We start from the raw sequence: 21092 nt of genomic DNA on the forward strand, positions 1-21092 counted from the left end.
GTGATAACTCCAAACCGATTGATTGATGATGAACACAAGTTCCGCAGTAAAGGTTTTTGGATAGCGGTTGTTTTAACTGTGGTTTCAGTCGGCATTTTAATCAAGTTGGGTTTGTGGCAGTTAGATCGAGGTAACGAGAAATTGCGTTATGAACAGCAGCTATCAGAAAGAGCCCAGCAATCGTCTAGGTCATTGGATGCGGTTATCTCTGAATGGAAGGAGTCGCGTATACAAGCGCAAGGTGCCTCTGAACATCCGTCTTTAAATGGTTTGAAGGTTGATGTGGATCTGGAAATGCCAAGTGGTTTAGTGGTTTTGTTAGACAATCAGATTAACCAAGGAACGGTAGGGTATGTGATTTACATGTTGGGAAAGGTTCGTCTTGAAGATGAAAACAACTCATTAGTGGCTGAAAAACAGTTGTTGATCGATCTTGGGTTTGTTGCGGCAAGTAATGACAGAAGAGAACTACCGCAATTAGGAAGCATTACTGTACCAAGCAAAATGTCAGGGCGCTTGTATACACGCTCAGTGAATCCTTTAAGTCATGAATTGGGTTTAGAAAATACGACACCGAATAGAATCCAAAACCTAAACATAGCAGCGTTATCACAATACACCGGGCAAGAAGTGCTGCCCTTTGTCTTCCAACCTCAGAGCTTAGGTTCCTGGCCTTATGAGTTGTTATGGCGACCGACGGCAATGAAATCTGAGAAGCACTTCGGTTACTCATTTCAATGGTTTGTAATGGCAGCGGTACTTTTGTTTTTGATGTTGTTAATTGGCTATCGGTACCTAAAAGCGACACCTATCACGGAGAACAACGATGGATAAATCTCAAGCACAAGTGAACAGTGAAAGTACGGAGGCAAACATGGCTGAGCTTAGAAGCCGTCGTACTAAGGGACGTTTGGTATTAATCGGACTCGTTCTAATTTTCACTTTGCCTGCGATTATCGCCAAAACTGTGTTGGACCAGAATTGGTATACCTCAGGTGTCACTAACTCAGGCGAATTGGTAGAACCAAGGGTCACACTAGCGGATTTTGGCGTAACGGTACCCATGGCTGGAGAGGGTTGGTTAGTGGGTTATATCGCACCGATGGAGTGCGAAAGCTTGTGTGAACAACAGCTTCATTATTTGAATCAAAGCTACTTAGCGTTAGGAAAAAACAAAGAACGCGTGACCGCCGTTGTTTTCGTCTCAGAAGGTAATTCGTTATCGGGTTCTCTTGATAAGCCTGATCTATCTTTGTTAGCTGGTGGTGATCAGTTAAGTTCCGAGTTTGCGTCAGCTTCCATTGTGATAATTGACCCACTCGGGCAATTGGTTATGGAATACAAAAGCGTTTCTGATCCTTCGCAGTTAGTCAGCCAATCTAAAGGCATGATTCATGATTTACGAAAATTACTCAAGTTGTCGAGAGTGGGGTAAAGGCCAGTAATTAGTCGGCGTTGATGATTCTAGATAGGGAGATAAGCAATGCAAAAAGGAGCTCCAAAGTTACTCATGTTGATTATGAGAGTGACTATATTCCTAACTTTGACTGTGATTGTACTCGGTGCTTACACTCGTTTGTCTGATGCCGGTCTTGGCTGTCCCGACTGGCCTGGTTGTTATGGAAAGATCACGGTGCCTTCTGATGTATTGGCGGTGACTGAAGCGAATCTGCAATTTCCAGAACGAGCTCTCGAAGCAGACAAAGCTTGGATAGAGATGATCCATCGCTACTTTGCAGGAACATTAGGGCTGCTTATCTTTGTCGTTGTTGCTTGGTGTATTAAAAAGAATATAACAACTGCTGGTCTGCCGTTACTTATTTCTGCAACCGTGATATTTCAGGCTTTGCTTGGAATGTGGACGGTGACTCTCAAGTTGATGCCCGTTGTGGTTATGGCGCATTTGATGGGGGGCTTCACGTTGCTGTCACTGTTGTGTTTGCTCTACTGTCGTTTGTCTCAATTCCAAAGCCGTTTTGGAGAGGTTGCCTATTCTTCACCACTTAAAATTTCGGCACTATTCGGATTACTCATTGTAGTCGGGCAGATACTGCTAGGTGGCTGGACATCGTCAAACTATGCCGCTTTGGTGTGTACCCAATTGCCGATTTGTGAAGGTAACTGGATGAGCTACCTCGACTTCAAAAATGCGTTCGATTTTGCTCAACATGGACACGATAACTATGAGTTTGGTGTGTTGGAATATCCCGCGAGGCTTACCATTCATGTCATGCACAGGTTCGGGGCTATTGTGGCGACGTTAACGGTGCTGATGATCGTGTTCCAGCTATGGAAATTTGGCCAAGCGCCTCACCAAAAGCTGAGCGTGATTGTCGCAATAGTCTTGTTTACTCAAATCGGCCTTGGGATCAGTAATGTATGGTTTCATCTGCCAATTTTAGTTGCGGTTTTGCATAACCTAGTCGCAGCGATGTTGCTCATCAGCATGGTTGTAACCAATTTTGTCGTGTGGCAACGCAAACCGAGTGAGATCTTGGTGAAGAACAGTGTATTACAAGGAGGTAATCATGGTCAGTAGAACGTCAACACAGTATGAAGTGGTGGCTCAAGACGCAGCCTTAACTCATAAGATAGCAACCAACAATGACACAGCTTTAAGTAACAAAATTGCTACAAAAAACAAAGCCACTTGGAAAGTCTATTTAACGCTGACCAAACCAAAAGTGGTGGCTTTGATGTTGCTTACAGCACTGGTTGGGATGTGTTTAGCGGTACCCAATGGATTGCCCTTACAACAAACTCTGTTCGGAATGATTGGGATAGGGCTGATGGCAGGTTCGGCAGCTGCATTCAACCACTTGATCGATAAAAAGATTGATGGGCAAATGACTCGAACAAACCGACGTCCTTTGCCATCGGGTGAACTGAGCAGTGTGCACGTGTTCAGCTTTGCTGCTGGTATCGGCATACTTGGCTTTGTCACGTTAGTGGTGTGGGTCAATCAACTGACCGCTTGGTTAACCTTTGCAAGCTTATTGGGTTATGCCGTGATTTATACCATGTACTTGAAACGAGCAACGCCGCAAAATATCGTGATAGCAGGAATCGCTGGCGCTATGCCCCCTTTATTAGGTTGGACGGCAGTAACTAATGAATTGCATTCAAATGCTTGGTTGTTGGTGATGATCATCTTTATTTGGACGCCTCCGCACTTTTGGGCGTTGGCGATTCATCGTCGTGATGAGTATGCCAAAGTGAATATCCCCATGCTGCCTGTGACTCACGGAATCGAATACACCAAGACTTCTATTTTTCTCTATACCTTGTTGCTTAGCATCGTGTGTATATTGCCGGTATTGGTCGGCATGAGTAGTTGGATATATCTAAGCGCTTCATTGGTGCTCAACGGTGGGTTTGTTTATCATGCTTGGGTACTTAAATATCGTGATGAGCCCAATATGGCGATGAAGACCTTTAAGTTCTCCATTTATCACCTAATGATCTTATTTGTCGCTCTGTTGGCGGATCATTATTTGCTTTGACAGCTTTGCGCTGAACTACATAAGGTTTTCCTTATATCAGACCAAACCTTTGGCTTCCACTAACCTAACTCTGACATGTTATGTATGAAAAACCGGACAATTGATTGACATGAATTATATAAAGGAACCGGTAATGGAATTCACTGAGCAAGATAGAGATGCGTTATATCAAACGTGGATGTCACAAAAATCGCGCATGAGAATTACGCAAATGGAGTTTTCAAAGAAGCTAGGAATGAACCAACTTGATTTCTCAAGAGTGCTAAGAGGGGAAACGGCACTAACCATGTCCTTCATTAGCCATTTCTGCCGCTTACTTCATTTAGAACCTAGAAATGTGTTCCCTTCGTTGAAAGAAGCGAATAATTCAGGGCCTAAAGTAGTCTATCTGAAAAGTCGTATGAGTGTTGATGGTGAGATTCAAAATGCTTACATCGAAGGTAATCAAGTGATAGTAGAGTATGCCCACACTGTTCAGCGAGACTAATTTTAGATCTAGCTCTGAGTTTTAAATCCTTTTTCTACAATATTTTCTCTTAGGGTATGGCATACTTATGTCGAGTGTTAAATTTAACCTAAGTGCGCTATGAACCCTTCAAAACTTCTTGTGCTTGTCGCAACCAGCATTTTCTTGTTTGGTTGTGCAGGCGGTCCGATTATAACCGAAACCAAATTCACCACCTACGAAGACTTTCAGCCTGGTCCTGATAGCGGTGTCGATTTAGTTTGGGCAAGGATTGGACTACGTGACGCCCAACGATTGAAATCCAAATTAAACTCTTATGATTCTGTGGTGATCGACCAAATTTTTGTTCTTGCAGAAGAAGGGACACTAGATCCGGAAGAGATCGAAGAGCTCATTGATCATATGGTGAGCTGTTTGGAGGCGAAGATATCGCCTCATAAAGCGATTGTTGGTGAACCTACGGGTAAAACACTACGTTTAAGTATTGCCTTGAGTAACGTTGAAACCCCAAATCCTATCTTAGCTGTGACAAGTAGTGTTTTGCCATTCGGCCTCGCTATGTCTACGATATCCAAGGTGACAACGGGTGAGCACACCAATGTTGGAAGCGCGAGTGTTGAACTCCTGGTGAGCGATGCACAAGATGGCACACCATTGTTTGCAGCAATAGACCGTGAAGCAGGCAATAAAGATTTTTCGACGATGATTGACTCTTTGGACGATGCCAAAGATGCGATCAACTACTGGATTGAACGTTTAGGTGATACTCTACAGAATATCGACGACGCATAGAAAGAGCACGTAATGCTAGAGAAAGAGAACCTGATTAAGTTAGCTAGAATGCAAATGCCATTTGGCAAATACGCTGGCCGCGCATTGATTGACTTACCTGAAGAATATTTGCTCTGGTTTGATAAGAAAGGCTTCCCGTCTGGCGAGTTGGGCGACTTATTAAAACTGTGCCTTGCTTTGAAAATTGAAGGGCTTGATAGTGTCGTCAAGCCTCTAAAATACCACTTCCCTGAAGATCTATAATTATGGCTGCGTCTAAGCTCTTAAACAAAAGAAAGGTTTAAGGGGGAAGATGCATATTAATGGAAATGCCTTAATCGTTCTTTCAACGAATACAAACGACCTATAGCAAATGAAACTTATCAGGAGCTTGGCAGATATGCATTCAGGAGAGAACACATTAAAAATGAATTGGATCTGGTGTTGATCACCGTTTCTACTATGCACGTAACGCGGATGATTATATTATTCCCCCCCTTTGAACAAGCCCATACATTACCCTATCAACTCTCTACCTAACCATAATCTATTGCAAGTCAATTATTTGTTCAAAATCTAATATAGATCTTGAATCCATATCATGTAAGAAGGCAAACTACGCGTGTAATTATTATAAATACTAGAGTCAACGTCATAATTGGACTCCATAGAAATAAGTAGTAATAGGTATCTGATGCGTTTTTTAACTTGCTTTGCTTTAACTTGTTCTATTCTTTTTTCAGTTCAGAGTTTTGCTGAAGAGATCAAGATTTTCACTTGGGAAGACTATATCTCTGATACCGTGATAGAAAAGTTCGAAAAGCAATATGGACATACCGTATCTCAGGTCTATTTTGAAAGTGAAATGCTGCGAGATGTTGTGGTGTATTCTGGGAAAGCTCTAGCCTACGACTTGTTTATCATTGATGGGCTAACCATTGATGAGCTGGGCAGAGAAGGTATTTTAGGGGATTTGTCCAATGTTCTGGAGGGAGATAATTCATATTTCACCGATATATCTCGCGGAGTATGTGGGTCGTACGGTATTCCATATTCTAACGGTACAATGGGGGTCGCATTTCGCTCTTCAAAGGCTACCGAAGGGATAACCTCTTGGATGGATGTTTTCGATTACGCATTACAGAATCCCCAGACCGTCGTGATCCCCGATGATGATGTGGACACCATAGCAATCGCATTATTGGCGTTAGGGTTTGATCCTATGACCGAAAATGAAGTTGAACTAGCCCAAGCGTACAAACTATTGATGAAGGTCCGTGATCAGCTATTAGTAATGAGAGCCGGTACTGGCTATGCTCTAGATAAAAGATCTGCTTCTAAAATGGAAGTTACCGTTATCTACTCAGGAGAAAAAGAACAAATTGCGTCGTATACAGAGCAAGATGATTGGACCTACACGATTCCTCAAGAAGGAACTCTGATGTGGCATGAATGCTTCAGTGTTCATAAAGAAAAGCCTGTTAGTAAGGCGTCAATTGAGTTTCTCAACTTTATTAATTCACCAGAGATAGCAGCAGTAAATGCCGAGGAGATGTGGTTCGCAAGCTCGAATAGACACGTATTGGATTTCGCAACTGATGAGTATCTGCAAGATGAAGAGTTGTTCCCAATGGCATTAGATAACACTTCATCGTTTACCTATAAAACATTGAGTAAAGAAGCTTCAGATCTGAGAAGTCAAATACTCACTGTTATTCATAACCAAAAATAAAAGACAGAAAATGAAACTGTCGCTAAAGATCAATTATATTTTGCTTCCCGTTATGGTGGTTATCTTCTCCATCGCCGGTGTGTTTTCGTATACCAGTCAAAAAATGCATCTGAATTCGTCGCTATCTGAAAAATTACATAACGAGCTTGGTTATATCTCTCATGACCTTAATGAAGCGTTTAGAGAGTTAGATTTCGCAATTAGAATGAGTCTAGAGAGCTACTATATTCAAAAGTATCTTTTTGAAATATATGATGACACCACTCAGTATTACATGGAGAAAGAGTTAGCGAGGTATATTAATCAGTTGAAGCTCAACCACGGTGCGATCGAAAGCTTTGCTCTGGTGGATATTAATGGCGAAGAGCTTATATACTTTAATACGTCAGATCCATTTAAAAAATACTCTGCTGATACGGTTGTGACGGACCACCTTGCTACGATTAAACAAGCATTAGATTTGAAAGGTGTTGCTCGCGTTAACGCCTCTACTTACAAACTAGACGACGGGGTTGAAGGCCCTGAGTTTTTTATCATAAAGACATTTACACCCGAACAAAGTTTTACTATCCCAACTTTTTCTAAAGGCCAGACGTTACTAACAGCAGTGATTCGCGCTAAAGCGGGCCACTATGACGAATTTCAAGAGTCGGTAAAAAGTAAGGTTGGTCCATATGCCCAGCTAATACTTAAACCTAATTCTACCTCGCATTCGCTGACGAACGCAGAACAGATAAAAGAGATTACCCAGCCAGACTATGAATTTGGTTTTCAATTAGAGCATGACTTATGGTCTATTAAAATTTGTCTCCCCCAAGAACAACTCAATGAGTGGTATAAACCCTTTCAGCTTCTTTATGCCGTTATTGTATTGTTAGTCACTGTGGTTACTTTCTTAATACTAAAATGGCTTATCGTAAAACAGGTTATTAAGCCAGTAGAGAGGCTTAGTGAGCAAGTAGAGTCCGTAAATTATGATGATTTGGTCTACATAGAACGTTCTAAAAGTAACGACGAAGTCTCCATCCTTACTAATAAGTTTATTAACTTGATCACTGAGCTCGATGGATTAGCAAAAAAAGATTCTCTGACGGGCTTACCAAATAGAAAAAAATTCAATCTAGATATCACACGAATAATGAATAACTGCACTAAAACGGATAAAAAGGGCGCGGTTATTTACTTTGATATCGATAACTTTAAACACGTGAATGACAAATATGGGCATCATATAGGGGACCACTTACTCGTCGTGTTTGCAGAGCGCCTCGTCGAGAGCTTTGTTGATTTTGAGTGGGAAACACTAACTATATCTGATGTTGAGTTTGCGAGGTTATCAGGTGATGAGTTTTCCATCATCGTGGGAGGGTTGGACGACTTAAATATACTTACTGAGTTTGCTGATCGAATTCTATCTCTCTTTGAGAGCGGCTTCGAAGTGGATGGGATTCAATTTGATGTTGGTGTTAGTGTGGGTATTTCGGTATACCCTGATGATGCTAAAACGGTCACCAAATTGGTCAACAATGCAGATTCAGCGATGTATAGTTGCAAAAAGATTGCGGGAAAAAATCATTATCAATTCTATTCAAAGGAGATGGATAGGGAGATAAAGCGTCATGCTCAAATCAATGAAGATCTGAAAGAGGCGATTAGAACTAATCAGATGTATCTAACCTATATGCCTGTTTATGATATAGAAAAGGGCAAGATAAAAGGTGCTGAAGTTTTAATACGAACGAACTACGAGGCTTTACGGTCATATGGGCCAGCCGATTTTATACCAATAGCAGAATCGTCAGGCTTAATTAAACATATTGATTATTGGGTTTTAGAGAATGCTCTGCAGAGGCTATCAGTTTGGATACAAGACCTGGACTTCGATGGTACGTTAGCGATTAACTTCTCATCTTGGCAGCTTTCTAATTCCGACTTTGTCAATGTACTTTCTGGAATGCTAATGCGCTATGAAATTCCAGCCCACATGGTCGAAATGGAAATCACTGAAACCTGCTTTATACCTGGAGATAAACAGAACATCGAGAGGCTTAAGGAATTGAAAGAGCTAGGAGTAAAGGTTTCTCTCGACGATTTTGGTACTGGCTATACGGCCTTTAGTCAATTGATAAGTTACCCTATCGATACGCTTAAGATCGACCGTATGTTTGTTAACGCTATTGATTCTGAATCAACAGATAAACAGCTCATCGAAGTGATCATCGAAATGGCCAAAATTTATGATCTCAATATCATTGCAGAGGGCATAGAAACAGCAAGTCAGCTGGATTACGTTCGAAGCAAAGGGTGTCAGGCAGTACAAGGATTTTTACTATCCAAACCTTTAAGAGAAAATGATTTTATCGATGCGTGGAAAAGAGGGTCTTTGCCTGAGTACAGTTAGAGATCCGACACTATAAAATCATACTGGTTTTGAGTTTTGGAATGATACATCGCTTTTCCTGCTTTCTCGGTGACGTTAGGCTGCTCCTTATCAAGCGATGCAGGTCTATTACATACATGCAGAATAGATGCTCTTCCTTCCCTATAAATTACGCAATCGATAGCGTGTAAATAATGTTGTACAGGGTGTTTTAAATATAAAACACAAAAAAAATTGCGTTTATTTTCAATTAGTGATTGAAACTAGAGTTTTTACTAGTTAAGTTACAGGGAACAAGAAGATTAGTGCTGATAGAAAGTTACGTGAGACAACGTACATTCAGCTCAAGGATAGAAAAAAGGAAGAAGTAAGCAATGTTCCAGACTGATGATGTAAGAATTAACAAAGTAAAAGAGTTATTACCACCTGTTGCTGTTTTAGAAAAGTTTCCAGCGACAGAAATTGCTTCTTCTACAACCTTTGAAAGCCGTAAAGCGATTCACAATATTTTAGAAGACAGCGATGATCGCTTACTTGTTATCGTAGGCCCATGTTCTATTCATGACACAGAAGCGGCACTTGAATACGGTAAACGTTTGAAAGTACTGCGTGATGAACTAGGCGATAAGCTTGAAATCGTAATGCGTGTTTACTTTGAAAAACCACGTACAACTGTTGGTTGGAAAGGGCTAATTAATGACCCGTACATGGATGATACATTCAAACTAAACGATGGTCTTCGTTTAGGGCGTAAACTACTGCTTGATCTAACCGATCTTGGCATGCCAACGGCAAGTGAATTCCTAGATATGATTACGCCTCAATATGTGGCTGATCTAATTAGCTGGGGCGCAATTGGCGCACGTACGACTGAATCTCAAGTTCACCGTGAACTAGCTTCTGGTCTGTCTTGTCCAGTTGGTTTTAAGAATGGTACTGATGGCAACATCAAGATCGCAACAGATGCGATTCGTTCGGCAGGTGCTTCTCACCACTTTTTATCAGTGACTAAGTATGGTCATTCAGCTATCGTTGAAACGGCAGGTAACCCTGATTGTCATATCATTCTGCGTGGCGGTAAAGAGCCAAACTACAGTGCTGAGCATGTAGGTAAGATCAAAGCGGAACTGGCGGCGTCTGGTCTACCACAAAAAGTAATGATTGATTTTAGCCACGCAAACAGCTCTAAGCAGTTCAAACGTCAAATGAACGTATCTGACGATGTAAGTGCACAGGTTGCTGGCGGAGACAAAGCAATTTTCGGTGTGATGATTGAGTCTCACCTAGTTGAAGGTCGTCAAGATTTGGTTGATGGCAAGGCGGCAACATACGGTCAGTCTATTACCGATGCTTGTATTGGCTGGGAAGATACTGAAACAGTACTTCGTCAACTAGCAGACGCTGTTGAAGCGCGTCGTAATAAATAGAATAGCCACCGAAAGGTAGCTTAGACATAAAAAGCCCTCATTAGCGAAAACTAATGAGGGCTTTTTATGTGGGTTACACCGCTTAGGTTAGGCTCTAGGTTTGGGGGGTAAGCTCGTTTATACGAGAAAAGACAGTAGCTCTTTTACTTTGTCTGATAATAAAGTTGGATTTTGCTTGGTCTCTACATTGAGACGTATTAATGGCTCTGTATTCGATTGTCTTAAATTGAAGCGCCACGATCCCATATCCATACTAAGACCATCGACGTAATCGATCGAAACGGCGCAGTCTTGGTAGTATGCTAATACCGAAGCTATGACTAGATCTGGGTTGGATACTTTTCGATTTATCTCCCCAGATGACGGGAATTTACTAATACTGACACTAGTCAATTGATAAAGGGACTGTTGAGTTTTCGAGACCAGTTCGATAACTAATAGCCAAGGTATCATTCCTGAATCACAGTAACCAAAATCACGGAAATAATGGTGAGCACTCATTTCTCCGCCATAAATAGCGTTGGTTTGCCGCATTTTTTCTTTTATCAGTGCGTGTCCAGCTTTAACTGCAATAGCGTTTCCATCAAGTTGCTTGGCGACTTCAATCGTGTTCCATGTCATACGCATGTCGTGCAATACGGTTGCGTTACGCTCCTTCATTAAGAATGCTTCAGCTAACAAACCAACAATATAATAACCCTCAATGTAATTGCCTTTTTCGTCAAAGAAAAAACAACGGTCGAAATCGCCATCCCACGCAATTCCTAGATCTGCGGAATGTTCTAAGACTGCATTTCGAGTCGCTGTTTGATTTTCTTTAATCAATGGGTTGGGAATGCCATTTGGGAATTTTCCATCAGGTGTATGTTGAACCTTGATAAAAGTAATAGGGGTATCGAGTGCAGTAAAGCGGTCTTCTAAAGCATCTATTATATGCCCGGCAACGCCGTTTCCTGCGTTCACCACAATTTTCATTGGTAACAGTTTAGAAGGAGCTATATATGAAAGCAGGTGGTCGATATAAGGTTGTAAAGTAGATAGATGTTCAGCATCGGCGTGCTGAGCCACGGTTGGGTTATCGCAAAGGTTAACTAGCTTAGACTCGAGATTGAGAATTCGCTGCTTTATCTCATTCAAACCGCTATGTTTACTGAGCGGACTGGCACCTACGCCTACCAATTTCATTCCGTTGTAATTGATTGGGTTATGGCTGGCTGTGATTTGTATTCCGCCAATCGCTTTTAGGTGACGAGTCGCAAAGTAGACTTCTTCAGTGCCAGTCATACCTAGGTCTATGACGGCTATCCCAGACTCGATTAAGCCTTTGGTCATGGCTTCTTGTAATGAAGGGGACGTTTCTCGGTTATCACGACCAATCACCACTTGAGCTAAGCCATCGAATGATGTCTCAGGTGTCGTGGATAGGGTGTATTCGCCAAATGCCTTGCCGAGCAAATAGGCGAACGGCTCACTGATTTGAGATCCGATGATGCCACGAATATCGTTGTTCTTAAAGCAACTGAGATCTAATGTTGGTTTCATTATGCAGTCGTCACTTTATTCCGTGGTGCTTTTAGATTGATGGTCGTCTAAAACTTCTCGTCCATAGCTGTCTTGATATCGGATGATATCGTCTTCACTCAAGTGACTCCCTGTTTGTACTTCAATCATCTCGAGTGGGAGCCTCCCTGGATTCTCTAGGCTGTGAATATGACCTAAAGGGATGTAAGTGGAGTGATCTTCTTCGATTAAATACGTTTTGTCGTTATTGGTTACTTTTGCAGTACCTGCCACCACCACCCAATGCTCAGCTCTGTGATGATGCCTTTGTAGCGAAAGCTTATGGCCAGGCTTCACGGTAATACGCTTCACTTTGTCGCGCTTTCCTAAATCAACAACATCGTATTTCCCCCAAGGCCTAAATACCTCTCGGTGTTGAAGATGCTCTGTTCGACCAGCTTGGTGGAGTTGGTTTACTATCGATCTAACACCCTGGACTTTGTTCTTATCAGCAACCAGTATGGCGTCTTTGGTTTCTACAATGATAAGGTTATCAACCCCCACAGTCGCCACCAGTTTATTCTCAGAATGAATGTAGTTGTACTGAGAGTCGACGGTTAACACATCACCTTCAATGACGTTGTTATGTTCATCTTTATCGCTTACGTCCCAAATAGCAGACCATGAGCCGATATCATTCCAACCGACGTCCATTGGGATCACTGCAGCGTGTGAAGTTTTTTCCATCACCGCATAATCGATGGAATCGCTTGGGCTATGTTTGAATGCTTCGGCATCGATACGAATAAAGTCGAGGTCGGTATTTTGCTTTGCAAGAGCTCGCTTGCAGGCTGTTAAAATTCTTGGGTGATGTTCGGCTAGTTCTTCAAGATAGCGTGACGCCTTGAACATAAACATGCCGCTGTTCCACAAGTATTGCTCAGAGCTAACGTAACTTTCTGCTGTTGATTTATCTGGTTTTTCAATAAAGCACTCAATGGTATAAGCATGATGGACGGGTTGTTCTGTAGTTTTGTTGTCTGTCGCTGTAGTGCTGTTGTTTGCCTGGTTAATAGAGGAAATAGGCAGACCCTGCTTGATATAACCATAACCTGTCTCAGGGGAGCTAGGAGTAATGCCGAATGTGACCAGTTTGCCTTGTTCGGCATACTCGACACCACGACTCACGGCTTGTTGAAACTCCAATGTTTTAACGATGTGATGATCGGCAGCCAATACTAACAAGATCGGGTCAGAATCATTTGTTCTGTTATCTGTCGAATTACCTAAAGCTTGTAAGGCTGCTAATGCGATCGCGGGAGCCGTGTTTCTTCCAACGGGTTCCAACAGAATACCACTGTGTTGAAGCTCTGCCGATCGTACTTGTTCGGCAGCGATAAAACGATGTTCTTCATTGCAGATGATGAAAGGGGCATCACAATTAGTATCAACAACAAATTTTTCTAGACCACGTAAGCGTTGCAGTGTTTGTTGCAACATTGAATGCTCACCAGCAATACTTAGAAATTGCTTAGGGTAGAGTTCGCGAGATAATGGCCAGAGGCGACTACCAGAGCCGCCAGCTAAGATGACAGGTAAAATCATAAAGTGGTAATGAGTTATATAGGACTACTACCACCATGTTATCACGCCTTACACATCTTTTTTATCGACCTTGGCTATCTATTAGTCTCAGGGTGTTAATTACTAAGATCTTGAGAGCGACTAATGTCTTGACAGCGATCAATGTCTTGAGAGTCAATCTTAAGTGTCTGAGTTGGGAATGCAATATCGGCATCGTGCTTATGAATAATATCTAATACCTGTAACAGCACATCCTGTTTAACTTTGTGGTACCTCACCCAGTTGACGGTTTTTGTAAAAGTGTAAATAAAGAAGTTTAGCGTTGATGGCCCAAACTTATCAAAGTTGACGATGAGTGTTTGCTTGGCATCGATATCTTTGTGGTTTTCAAGCATGGTTTTTACGTCATCAACAATGAGGGCGAGTTTGTCTGCATCTTGATAACGAAGTCCAAAGGTCTCATTGATTCTGCGGTTTAGCATTCTCGATGGGTTCTCTACTACAATACTGCTGAATACTGAGTTTGGAACATAAAGAGGACGCTTATCAAAAGTGCGAATTATCGTCATACGCCAGCCAATGCGTTCTACGGTTCCTTCAATTTGACGGTCGGGAGAGCGTATCCAATCGCCGACTTTAAACGGTCGGTCGAAGTAAATCATCATGCCGCCAAAGAAGTTAGATAGTAGATCTTTCGCAGCCAGGCCGACAATTAAACCACCGACACCACCAAAGGTGAGTAAACCAGATAGGCTGAGCCCAAACGCCTGCATGATAGTTAGGCCACCCATCACCATGAAGAACAGCCGAGCGACCTTCGCGATAGCTTGAACTGTGGTTTCATCTCTGTTTTTTTGCTCTAAAACATACGCTTCAGAGTTGCTGATCATCCGTAATGTAAACCATACAAATGTACATATAATCAATATATGCTTAAGTGTTTTTAACCAGTTGATCTCATTACCAAATTGATCTTGAAGGACTAAGCCGATAGAGACAGTTGCAGGCCAACACCAAAGTAACGTGCTGACAGGTGCTTTTAGTGCTTCAAGTAATAGATCATCCCAATGAAATTGGGTCTTCTGAACCAGTAGTTCTAGACGGTTATGGATAAGTCGCCAAGCTACCCAAGCGAAAAAACTCGCAATGGTGATAAATAGAACACTATTTGCCCAATCACTATGGCTCTGGTTGATGTAGGTTTGAACTTGGGTTACGAATTCATTCATTGTGTGTACTGCCGCAGAAATTATGGGTTAGAAATTAGCAGAAATCACTTTTGTTCTCTACCTTTATAAATCAAGCGATTAGCTGACATTTTTATTTATCTATGCATATATAGTCGTTTTTCGGTATGAAGACAATTTAGTCATCGGTTTTCGACGTTAAGTAGCTTTTTAAATGGAGCGGTGAATGAGTGACAAACAATTTGCAGTTATTGGATTAGGGCGCTTTGGTCTGTCTGTGTGTAAGGAGCTTCAAGATTCAGGAGCTCAAGTTCTTGCTGTTGATATTGATGAAGAGAAAGTGAAAGAAGCGGCCGCTTTTGTGTCGCAGGGGATTGTTGCTAACTGTGCCAATGAAGAGACTGTGGTTGAGCTTAGATTGGACGACTATGACATGGTCATGGTCTCTATCGGGGCGGATGTTAACTCTAGTATTCTAGCGACACTTGTCGTCAAAGAAGCTGGGGCTAAAACGGTTTGGGTTAAGGCCAATGATAAGTTTCACGGCAAGATTCTCTCTAAGATTGGTGCCGATCATATCATTATGCCAGAGCGAGATATGGGAATACGTGTTGCCCGAAAAATGTTAGACAAACGCGTGCTTGAGTTTATCGACCTGGGCAGTGGACTAGCGATGACAGAAATCGTAATCGGTCATAAATTCTTAGGCAAACGACTTTGCGATTTAAGTCTGTGTAAAGAAACTGATGTACAAGTCTTGGGCTTTAAGCGTGGCCCGAACTTAACCAAAGCGCCATCGTTAGACATCAGTTTGGAAATTGGTGATGTGGTCATTATTGCGGGACCTAAGACGCTGTTGGCTCATAAACTCAAAAACTTATCGTAAGGTGAGTCTATGAATTCGTTAAATCGAAGAGGGCTGTTTTACGCTTTAGAGCAAGATGAAAAGCGCAAGAAAGGTTCTGAACCTAAGGTTATCCTGACGAGCTTTCTCGCGGTGCTTATTCCTTCGGCGATACTACTTACGTTACCTGTTTTCTCTGTGACAGGGCTCAGCTTTACAGATGCACTGTTTACAGCGACGTCAGCGATCAGTGTGACAGGTTTAGGTGTGGTTGATACTGGTGAGCATTTCACTCTATCTGGAAAGATCTTGTTGATGTTTTTGATGCAAGTTGGTGGGTTGGGGCAGATGACGCTGTCTGCGGTATTGCTCTACATGTTTGGTGTTCGGCTAAGTTTGAAACAACAAGCGTTAGCGAAAGAAGCGCTTGGGCAAGATCGTAAGATAAACCTTCGGAAATTGGTGAAGAAGATCATCATTTTTGCATTGGTTGCAGAGTTTATTGGTTTTGTGTTGCTCTGTTTTCGTTGGATTCCTGAAATGGGCTGGACAACGGGAAGTTTTTACGCACTTTTCCATGCGATATCCGCATTCAATAACGCTGGTTTTGCTCTGTTTTCAGACAGTATGATGAGCTTTGTTGACGATCCATTGGTGATCTTCACTCTGGCTGGTCTATTTATTTTTGGTGGTTTAGGTTTTACGGTCGTTGGTGACTTATCTAGTAACTGGCGCAAGGGTTTCAAGCATTTACATTTGCATACCAAGATAATGCTAACGGCGACTCCTACCCTATTGTTAGTTGGTACTGTGTTGTTTTGGTTACTGGAGAGAAGTAACCCTGCAACGATGGAAGGTTTGTCTATCCAAGGTCAGTGGTTAGCGGCGTTTTTCCAGTCTGCGAGTGCACGTACTGCTGGGTTCAATAGTGTCGATTTGTCTCAGTACACTCAGCCCGCATTGTTGGTGATGATAGTACTGATGTTGATAGGTGCAGGCTCTACTTCAACAGGGGGTGGGATTAAGGTCTCGACCTTTGCTGTGGCATTTGTCGCGACGTGGACGTTCCTGCGTCAGAAAAAGCATGTAGTGATGTTCAAACGCACGGTAACTTGGCAAGTGGTAACAAAGTCTTTGGCCATTATTGTGGTCAGCGGAGCGCTATTAACGACCGCGATGTTTTTGTTAATGCTGACTGAAAAGGCGGCGTTTGATCGAGTGATGTTCGAAGTGATCTCTGCTTTTGCTACGGTTGGGTTGACGGCAGGGTTAACGGCTAATCTTTCTGAACCGGGAAAATACATTATGATTGTAGTGATGGTGATTGGACGGATTGGACCTTTGACTTTGGCCTACATGTTAGCTCGCCCAGAGCCTTCTTTGTTGAAATACCCAGAAGATACGGTGTTAACAGGTTAAGTTTGTGGGTTTTACGGTAACTAAAACAAAGCCAGCGATATGCTGGCTTTGATGTTTAATATCTAGCTTTATTTATTAGCTATTAGCCCTCGAATAGTTCTACATATTCTTCGTAGCCTTCGTCTGCCAGTTTGTCCGCTGGGATAAAGCGCATGGCGGCTGAGTTCATACAGTATCGTAGACCCGTTGGCTTTGGACCATCTTTAAATACATGTCCTAGGTGAGAATCACCAAACTTACTGCGAACCTCTGTTCTTGGGTAAAGCAGTTTGTAGTCAGTGGTGGTTACGACATATGCTTCACTGATTGGTTGAGTAAAGCTCGGCCAACCTGTACCAGACTTGTATTTGTCTTTTGAAGAGAATAGCGGCTCACCCGTTACAATATCGACATAAATACCTTCCTGCTTGTTATCCCAGTATTTGTTATCAAACGGACGCTCTGTTGCATCATCCTGTGTCACATCGTACTGCAGTGAGGTTAGCGTTGCTTTAATCTCTGCATCAGACGGCTTAACGTAGGTCTTAGTATTGGTTGTCGTATTTTTGCTGTCTATGAGCTGACGGATAGTTTTCGGGTTTTCTTTTCTATCTTCACCGAAGATCTTATCTAGATACTGATCACGACCCGATGCATAGCGGTAGTAGTTGTAACGAACTTTGCTCTTCTTGTAATAATCTTGGTGATAATCTTCTGCTGGCCAAAATTTTTCAAATTTAATCAGTTCGGTTTTCAATGGCTCTCCAAAGATCTGAGCTTTGTCGATTTCCATCATGAAATTCTGAGCTACGTCTTTTTGCTCTTGGCTACGATAGAAAATAGCAGGTCGATATTGTGGACCTCTATCGACAAATGATCCTTTGTCATCAGTTGGGTCTATGTGTCTGAAGAATTGGTCAAGTACCTGCTCGTAGCTAACGACATCAGGATTATAAGTCACATTAATCACTTCGATGTGCCCTGACTTACCGGATGAGACTTGCTTGTAGGTTGGATTCTCTAATTCGCCACCAGAATATCCAGAGATAACGTCAGTTACGCCTGGTAGTTTTTCTAGATCAGATTCTGTACACCAAAAACAACCTCCGGCCAGTGTTGCTATTTCATTTTTTCCCGAATTGGCCGTTTTATCCATTGTATTGGCAGTGCCAGCTTGGCTCACAAATAGCGAAATCAGTGGCAGGGCAACCACGAGTGATACCAATATTTTAGATAATTTATTCATAAATACCTCATCTTGACGTTCTTTCATTCGATTTTGAATGTACGTATAGAGACAGGTTTTGGATGGAAAAAATTACATCATTTACAAAAAAATATGCCATAGAGAAAATCTTGCTCCTAAATGCCGCCAGTAGTAGGGTGTAGGCATTGATATAAAACACTAGATAATGATGACGTTTGTACATCTAAGGAACAACATGCAAGCAGAAGTTAAATGGGTCGAAGACTTTAAATTCTTGGGTAAGTCTCAATCAGGGCACTCTGTGGTGATGGATGGAAGTGGCGGTGCTACGGCGCCAAGCCCTATGGAAATGGTATTAATGGCCGCAGGTGGTTGTAGCTCTGTTGATGTGGTTGATGGTTTGAAATCTGCAGGTCAGAACATCACAGGTTGTAACGCAAAACTAACAACGACACGTCGTGAAACCGCACCAAAAATCTTTACCGTAATTAATATTCATTTTGAAGTGTCTGGTGATAATCTTACTCCTGAGCTTGTTGCTAAGGTATGTGCAGATTCGTTAGAAAAGTACTGTTCAGTGTGCCTAATGCTGGGTGAGGGCGTAGAAATGACCCACAGTTGGGAAATCGTCTAGTCTTCTGATTGTACCGTTTTGGCGTGAGGCTGATTTTTACGGCTTACAGCTTACGGTTAATGGGCAAAGGTAGATAAAGAAAAGGGCAGAGCACTTTCAAGTACTCTGCCCTTATTATTGCAATTAAGGTAGAGTGCTATTACTCAGCAGCTTCTACGATAACTTCTTCTACTTGTACTTCTTGCTGGTATTCAAAAGCAGGGATAGTTGCGTCAACACGGCGGTTTTGAGCGCGGCCTTCTGCAGTATCGTTTGATGCAATAGGATTCTCTTCACCTTGGCCAGACGCTGAAATGCGGTCTGATTCAATGCCTTGCTCTTCGATGTATGCAGCTACAGCAGCAGCACGTTTCTTAGAGATCATCATGTTGTATTCTGCTGAACCTGTTGAATCGGTGTGACCAACAACATCAACTGATGATTGTGGGTGAGCTTTAAGTACTTCAACGATTGGCATTAGAGCAATTTTTCCGTCTGTAGACAGTTCAGTGCTGTTTGTTTCAAACATACCTTGAGAGAAGCTTTCAGTTTGCGCTTTAGTAACAACTACCGTTGTTTTCTCTTCCACAACAACTGCAGGCTCTGTGATTGGCTCAGATGGTGCTTGTGTTACAGCAACGGCAGAAGCTGCTGCTGCAGATGCCGTTGTGTTGCCTGTACCGAAATTGTAGCTAACACCAACAGACAGTAGGTTTGAGTTCAGATCTTGAACATAGTTGTCGTCGAAATCATCGAAGTATTGGTATTCAGCACGCACCGCCCAATTAGAAGACAGCTGCTTCTCTAGGCCGATACCAGCAGCGAAAACAACATCATCTTCACCACCGTGAGAAATGTAAGCGGGACCCGCTTTGAAGAATACGTCAAACTCTTGCTGTACCGGTAGGCGGTACATTGGAGTTAAGGAAATTGCGATCAAAGGATCGCTAAACGATGATGTAGTGCCATTCTTCGAAAAGCTAGTTTTGTAATCACCTAAGAAATCAGAACTCAACTCAATGCCAAGTCTTTCTGTGAAATTATAACCAGAGTAGATACCAGCACCAATTGCATCATCATCACATTTAGTACCGCTTACACACGCGCTGTCTAACCAGCCTAGGCCGACTTTTGCACCAACATAAGTGGTTGCAGCAATTGAAGGAGCAGCAGCTAAGCCTGAAGCGGCAACAACAGCACACATGATTTTTGACAGTCTTTTCATAATCTTATCCTTGGATTAACTATTATTGTTATCTGAACTTGCCAGTAAAACGATCACTTATTAGTTGATGACACTGCTTATAATAAGTAAATCAAGGCGTTGGTCCAGCTGGATCTATTTTTTACTTAGTACTTATATTGTTAATCTGATTGCGTATCGTAGTCAATGAAATTGTTAAAAATTATATATTTAAAGTGCTATTTACTGTTTTATTTGTCAATAGTATGTTGTCTCAAATGTTGGAAATGAAGAAACCTCGTGCCATTGTTCGGTTCTCGAGGTTTAATTTTTACTTTTTGTGTGTATTTACTGCTCGTGTTTTATAAATTTTATGGGCGTTCGCCGGCGAGTAAACGCTTCTCTATATCGGCAATTGCACCAGGTAAGTCTGTAATAGTATCAATCAGGTAGTGAGGGTTTGATTTGTTTAGCTTCACGCTCGCTTTTTCACGTGCCAATGCAAGTGTTGCTTCGTCTGCGTCTAAGTATTCTTGGTACGTCAATCCAGCCTCGTTACCTGATAGTACAAGGCCTACTGTCCACATACCTGCATTGTGACCTTCATCGATCCCCGGTGCAGCGTCGTCTACTTTCACACATGCAGCAACGCTAGTTACACCTAGATCAATGACGTTTTTAAGCGCCATGAATGGAGCCGGACGGCCACCTTGCGGTAAGTCATCCGTTGCTACTACATTGTCTGGTTGGTAACCGTAATCTGCAGCAGCAGGAATTAAAACATCCATCACTTCGCGCGGATAACCTGAGCAAGAACCGATTTTTACGTTCTTCTCCTTTAGGTTATTCACAACCTCTATTGCATTCAAGATTGGTTCGGCATGGTCGGCTACTTTTGCTTTCTGAAGAGGCATGAATGCCGCGTAGATCGCATCAACGTCTTCACTGGTCATCGAGCGTCCGAACTGAGCATTCCAACGAGCGTCAACAGCTGGAATTCGACCGACCGCTTGGATATGATCCCATTTGCCGATCCCCATAGGTTCACGCGCTTCTGCTAGGTCTATATCAAAGTCAAAACCTTGTCTGAATGCTTCAACGAAGATGCTTGTTGGAGCAAACGATCCAAAATCAACGATAGTGCCAGCCCAGTCAAAGATAACCGCTTGGATAGGTGATGTAGTGTTCATAATAATGTCCTATTGTGTGTCACTTCCCGCCTGTTTAAAATTCAAAGGTTCAGTCGGGAGGTTACGGGTTGCTTTAGGTTATTGGTTGCTTGAAATTATTGCTTCAA

General features: G+C 42.3%; 19 protein-coding genes. 13 read left to right on the forward strand and 6 right to left on the reverse strand.

The window, feature by feature from the left end; all coding sequences use genetic code 11:
* The 10 genes from IQO02_RS09110 to aroG all read left to right on the forward strand — a co-directional run bounded on the left by IQO02_RS09110 (window position 1) and on the right by aroG (window position 10279).
* A complete protein-coding gene (locus IQO02_RS09110; RefSeq protein WP_016799647.1) occupies window positions 1-834 on the forward strand; it encodes an SURF1 family protein in 834 nt (277 codons plus the stop codon).
* On the forward strand, window positions 827-1435 hold the full coding sequence (locus IQO02_RS09115; protein ID WP_010428693.1) for a hypothetical protein: 609 nt from the start codon (window positions 827-829) through the stop codon (window positions 1433-1435). The genes IQO02_RS09110 and IQO02_RS09115 overlap by 8 nt, the downstream gene beginning before the upstream one ends.
* 48 nt (window positions 1436-1483) lie before the next feature.
* Entirely contained in the window at window positions 1484-2539 is a 1056-nt protein-coding gene (locus IQO02_RS09120; protein ID WP_010428695.1) for a COX15/CtaA family protein, read from the forward strand.
* Window positions 2529-3503 (forward strand): heme o synthase, encoded by a 975-nt coding sequence (gene cyoE, locus IQO02_RS09125; protein WP_016799648.1) that lies wholly within the window; start codon window positions 2529-2531, stop codon window positions 3501-3503. The genes IQO02_RS09120 and cyoE overlap by 11 nt, the downstream gene beginning before the upstream one ends.
* Before the next feature lie 133 nt (window positions 3504-3636).
* Window positions 3637-3990 (forward strand): hypothetical protein, encoded by a 354-nt coding sequence (locus IQO02_RS09130; RefSeq protein ID WP_010428699.1) that lies wholly within the window; start codon window positions 3637-3639, stop codon window positions 3988-3990.
* A gap of 99 nt (window positions 3991-4089) precedes the next feature.
* Complete coding sequence (locus IQO02_RS09135) at window positions 4090-4761, forward strand: DUF3313 domain-containing protein (protein WP_016788892.1); 672 nt, start codon at window positions 4090-4092, stop codon at window positions 4759-4761.
* Between the two features lie 12 nt (window positions 4762-4773).
* Window positions 4774-5004 (forward strand): DUF3820 family protein, encoded by a 231-nt coding sequence (locus tag IQO02_RS09140; RefSeq protein ID WP_010428703.1) that lies wholly within the window; start codon window positions 4774-4776, stop codon window positions 5002-5004.
* A 430-nt stretch (window positions 5005-5434) separates the two neighbouring features.
* Window positions 5435-6472 (forward strand): polyamine ABC transporter substrate-binding protein, encoded by a 1038-nt coding sequence (locus tag IQO02_RS09145; protein ID WP_010428706.1) that lies wholly within the window; start codon window positions 5435-5437, stop codon window positions 6470-6472.
* A gap of 10 nt (window positions 6473-6482) precedes the next feature.
* Window positions 6483-8873: a putative bifunctional diguanylate cyclase/phosphodiesterase gene (locus IQO02_RS09150; protein ID WP_016796953.1), complete on the forward strand. Its 2391-nt coding sequence runs from the start codon at window positions 6483-6485 to the stop codon at window positions 8871-8873.
* Between the two features lie 353 nt (window positions 8874-9226).
* Entirely contained in the window at window positions 9227-10279 is a 1053-nt protein-coding gene (gene aroG, locus IQO02_RS09155) for a 3-deoxy-7-phosphoheptulonate synthase AroG (protein WP_016767690.1), read from the forward strand.
* 117 nt (window positions 10280-10396) lie between these two features.
* Here aroG and IQO02_RS09160 read toward each other — a convergent pair whose 3' ends face one another.
* The 3 genes from IQO02_RS09160 to IQO02_RS09170 all read right to left on the reverse strand — a co-directional run bounded on the left by IQO02_RS09160 (window position 10397) and on the right by IQO02_RS09170 (window position 14592).
* Entirely contained in the window at window positions 10397-11821 is a 1425-nt protein-coding gene (locus IQO02_RS09160) for a phosphomannomutase/phosphoglucomutase (protein ID WP_016789428.1), read from the reverse strand.
* A gap of 15 nt (window positions 11822-11836) precedes the next feature.
* Window positions 11837-13384 (reverse strand): mannose-1-phosphate guanylyltransferase/mannose-6-phosphate isomerase, encoded by a 1548-nt coding sequence (locus tag IQO02_RS09165; RefSeq protein WP_016796951.1) that lies wholly within the window; start codon window positions 13382-13384, stop codon window positions 11837-11839.
* Between the two features lie 95 nt (window positions 13385-13479).
* Window positions 13480-14592: a mechanosensitive ion channel family protein gene (locus tag IQO02_RS09170; RefSeq protein WP_016796950.1), complete on the reverse strand. Its 1113-nt coding sequence runs from the start codon at window positions 14590-14592 to the stop codon at window positions 13480-13482.
* A gap of 184 nt (window positions 14593-14776) precedes the next feature.
* Here IQO02_RS09170 and IQO02_RS09175 point away from each other — a divergent pair, with 184 nt between their 5' ends.
* On the forward strand, window positions 14777-15436 hold the full coding sequence (locus tag IQO02_RS09175; protein WP_010428726.1) for a potassium channel family protein: 660 nt from the start codon (window positions 14777-14779) through the stop codon (window positions 15434-15436).
* A 9-nt stretch (window positions 15437-15445) separates the two neighbouring features.
* Window positions 15446-16813 (forward strand): TrkH family potassium uptake protein, encoded by a 1368-nt coding sequence (locus tag IQO02_RS09180; RefSeq protein WP_010428729.1) that lies wholly within the window; start codon window positions 15446-15448, stop codon window positions 16811-16813.
* Window positions 16814-16895: 82 nt separating this feature from the next.
* Here IQO02_RS09180 and msrB read toward each other — a convergent pair whose 3' ends face one another.
* A complete protein-coding gene (gene msrB / locus IQO02_RS09185; RefSeq protein WP_022570982.1) occupies window positions 16896-18038 on the reverse strand; it encodes a peptide-methionine (R)-S-oxide reductase MsrB in 1143 nt (380 codons plus the stop codon).
* A 196-nt stretch (window positions 18039-18234) separates the two neighbouring features.
* Between msrB and IQO02_RS09190 the strand changes: the two genes are divergently transcribed.
* Complete coding sequence (locus tag IQO02_RS09190) at window positions 18235-18633, forward strand: OsmC family protein (protein WP_010428733.1); 399 nt, start codon at window positions 18235-18237, stop codon at window positions 18631-18633.
* 139 nt (window positions 18634-18772) lie between these two features.
* On the opposite strand, the gene IQO02_RS09195 is transcribed toward IQO02_RS09190, so the two are convergent.
* Window positions 18773-19837 carry an OmpA family protein gene (locus IQO02_RS09195; protein WP_016788896.1) on the reverse strand — a complete coding sequence of 355 codons (1065 nt, stop codon included), beginning with the start codon at window positions 19835-19837 and terminating at the stop codon, window positions 18773-18775.
* 329 nt (window positions 19838-20166) lie between these two features.
* Window positions 20167-20985, reverse strand: coding sequence for a phosphonoacetaldehyde hydrolase (gene phnX / locus IQO02_RS09200; protein WP_016769144.1), 819 nt, complete (start codon window positions 20983-20985; stop codon window positions 20167-20169).
* Window positions 20986-21092 lie beyond the last annotated feature (107 nt).

It is taken from the genome of Vibrio sp. OPT24 (genome assembly GCF_015163545.1).
Lineage (GTDB): Bacteria > Pseudomonadota > Gammaproteobacteria > Enterobacterales > Vibrionaceae > Vibrio > Vibrio cyclitrophicus.

Excerpts from the sequence above, each read along its gene's own strand:
- IQO02_RS09150 (WP_016796953.1), top strand. The coding sequence starts at position 6,483 with ATGAAACTGTCGCTAAAGATCAATTATATTTTGCTTCCCGTTATGGTG.
- IQO02_RS09180 (WP_010428729.1), top strand. The coding sequence starts at position 15,446 with ATGAATTCGTTAAATCGAAGAGGGCTGTTTTACGCTTTAGAGCAAGAT.
- IQO02_RS09170 (WP_016796950.1), bottom strand. The coding sequence starts at position 14,592 with ATGAATGAATTCGTAACCCAAGTTCAAACCTACATCAACCAGAGCCAT.
- IQO02_RS09120 (WP_010428695.1), top strand. The coding sequence starts at position 1,484 with ATGCAAAAAGGAGCTCCAAAGTTACTCATGTTGATTATGAGAGTGACT.
- IQO02_RS09175 (WP_010428726.1), top strand. The coding sequence starts at position 14,777 with ATGAGTGACAAACAATTTGCAGTTATTGGATTAGGGCGCTTTGGTCTG.
- msrB (WP_022570982.1), bottom strand. The coding sequence starts at position 18,038 with ATGAATAAATTATCTAAAATATTGGTATCACTCGTGGTTGCCCTGCCA.
- IQO02_RS09165 (WP_016796951.1), bottom strand. The coding sequence starts at position 13,384 with ATGATTTTACCTGTCATCTTAGCTGGCGGCTCTGGTAGTCGCCTCTGG.
- IQO02_RS09140 (WP_010428703.1), top strand. The coding sequence starts at position 4,774 with ATGCTAGAGAAAGAGAACCTGATTAAGTTAGCTAGAATGCAAATGCCA.
- IQO02_RS09130 (WP_010428699.1), top strand. The coding sequence starts at position 3,637 with ATGGAATTCACTGAGCAAGATAGAGATGCGTTATATCAAACGTGGATG.
- IQO02_RS09135 (WP_016788892.1), top strand. The coding sequence starts at position 4,090 with ATGAACCCTTCAAAACTTCTTGTGCTTGTCGCAACCAGCATTTTCTTG.
- aroG (WP_016767690.1), top strand. The coding sequence starts at position 9,227 with ATGTTCCAGACTGATGATGTAAGAATTAACAAAGTAAAAGAGTTATTA.
- IQO02_RS09190 (WP_010428733.1), top strand. The coding sequence starts at position 18,235 with ATGCAAGCAGAAGTTAAATGGGTCGAAGACTTTAAATTCTTGGGTAAG.
- IQO02_RS09115 (WP_010428693.1), top strand. The coding sequence starts at position 827 with ATGGATAAATCTCAAGCACAAGTGAACAGTGAAAGTACGGAGGCAAAC.
- IQO02_RS09160 (WP_016789428.1), bottom strand. The coding sequence starts at position 11,821 with ATGAAACCAACATTAGATCTCAGTTGCTTTAAGAACAACGATATTCGT.
- cyoE (WP_016799648.1), top strand. The coding sequence starts at position 2,529 with ATGGTCAGTAGAACGTCAACACAGTATGAAGTGGTGGCTCAAGACGCA.
- IQO02_RS09145 (WP_010428706.1), top strand. The coding sequence starts at position 5,435 with ATGCGTTTTTTAACTTGCTTTGCTTTAACTTGTTCTATTCTTTTTTCA.
- phnX (WP_016769144.1), bottom strand. The coding sequence starts at position 20,985 with ATGAACACTACATCACCTATCCAAGCGGTTATCTTTGACTGGGCTGGC.
- IQO02_RS09195 (WP_016788896.1), bottom strand. The coding sequence starts at position 19,837 with ATGAAAAGACTGTCAAAAATCATGTGTGCTGTTGTTGCCGCTTCAGGC.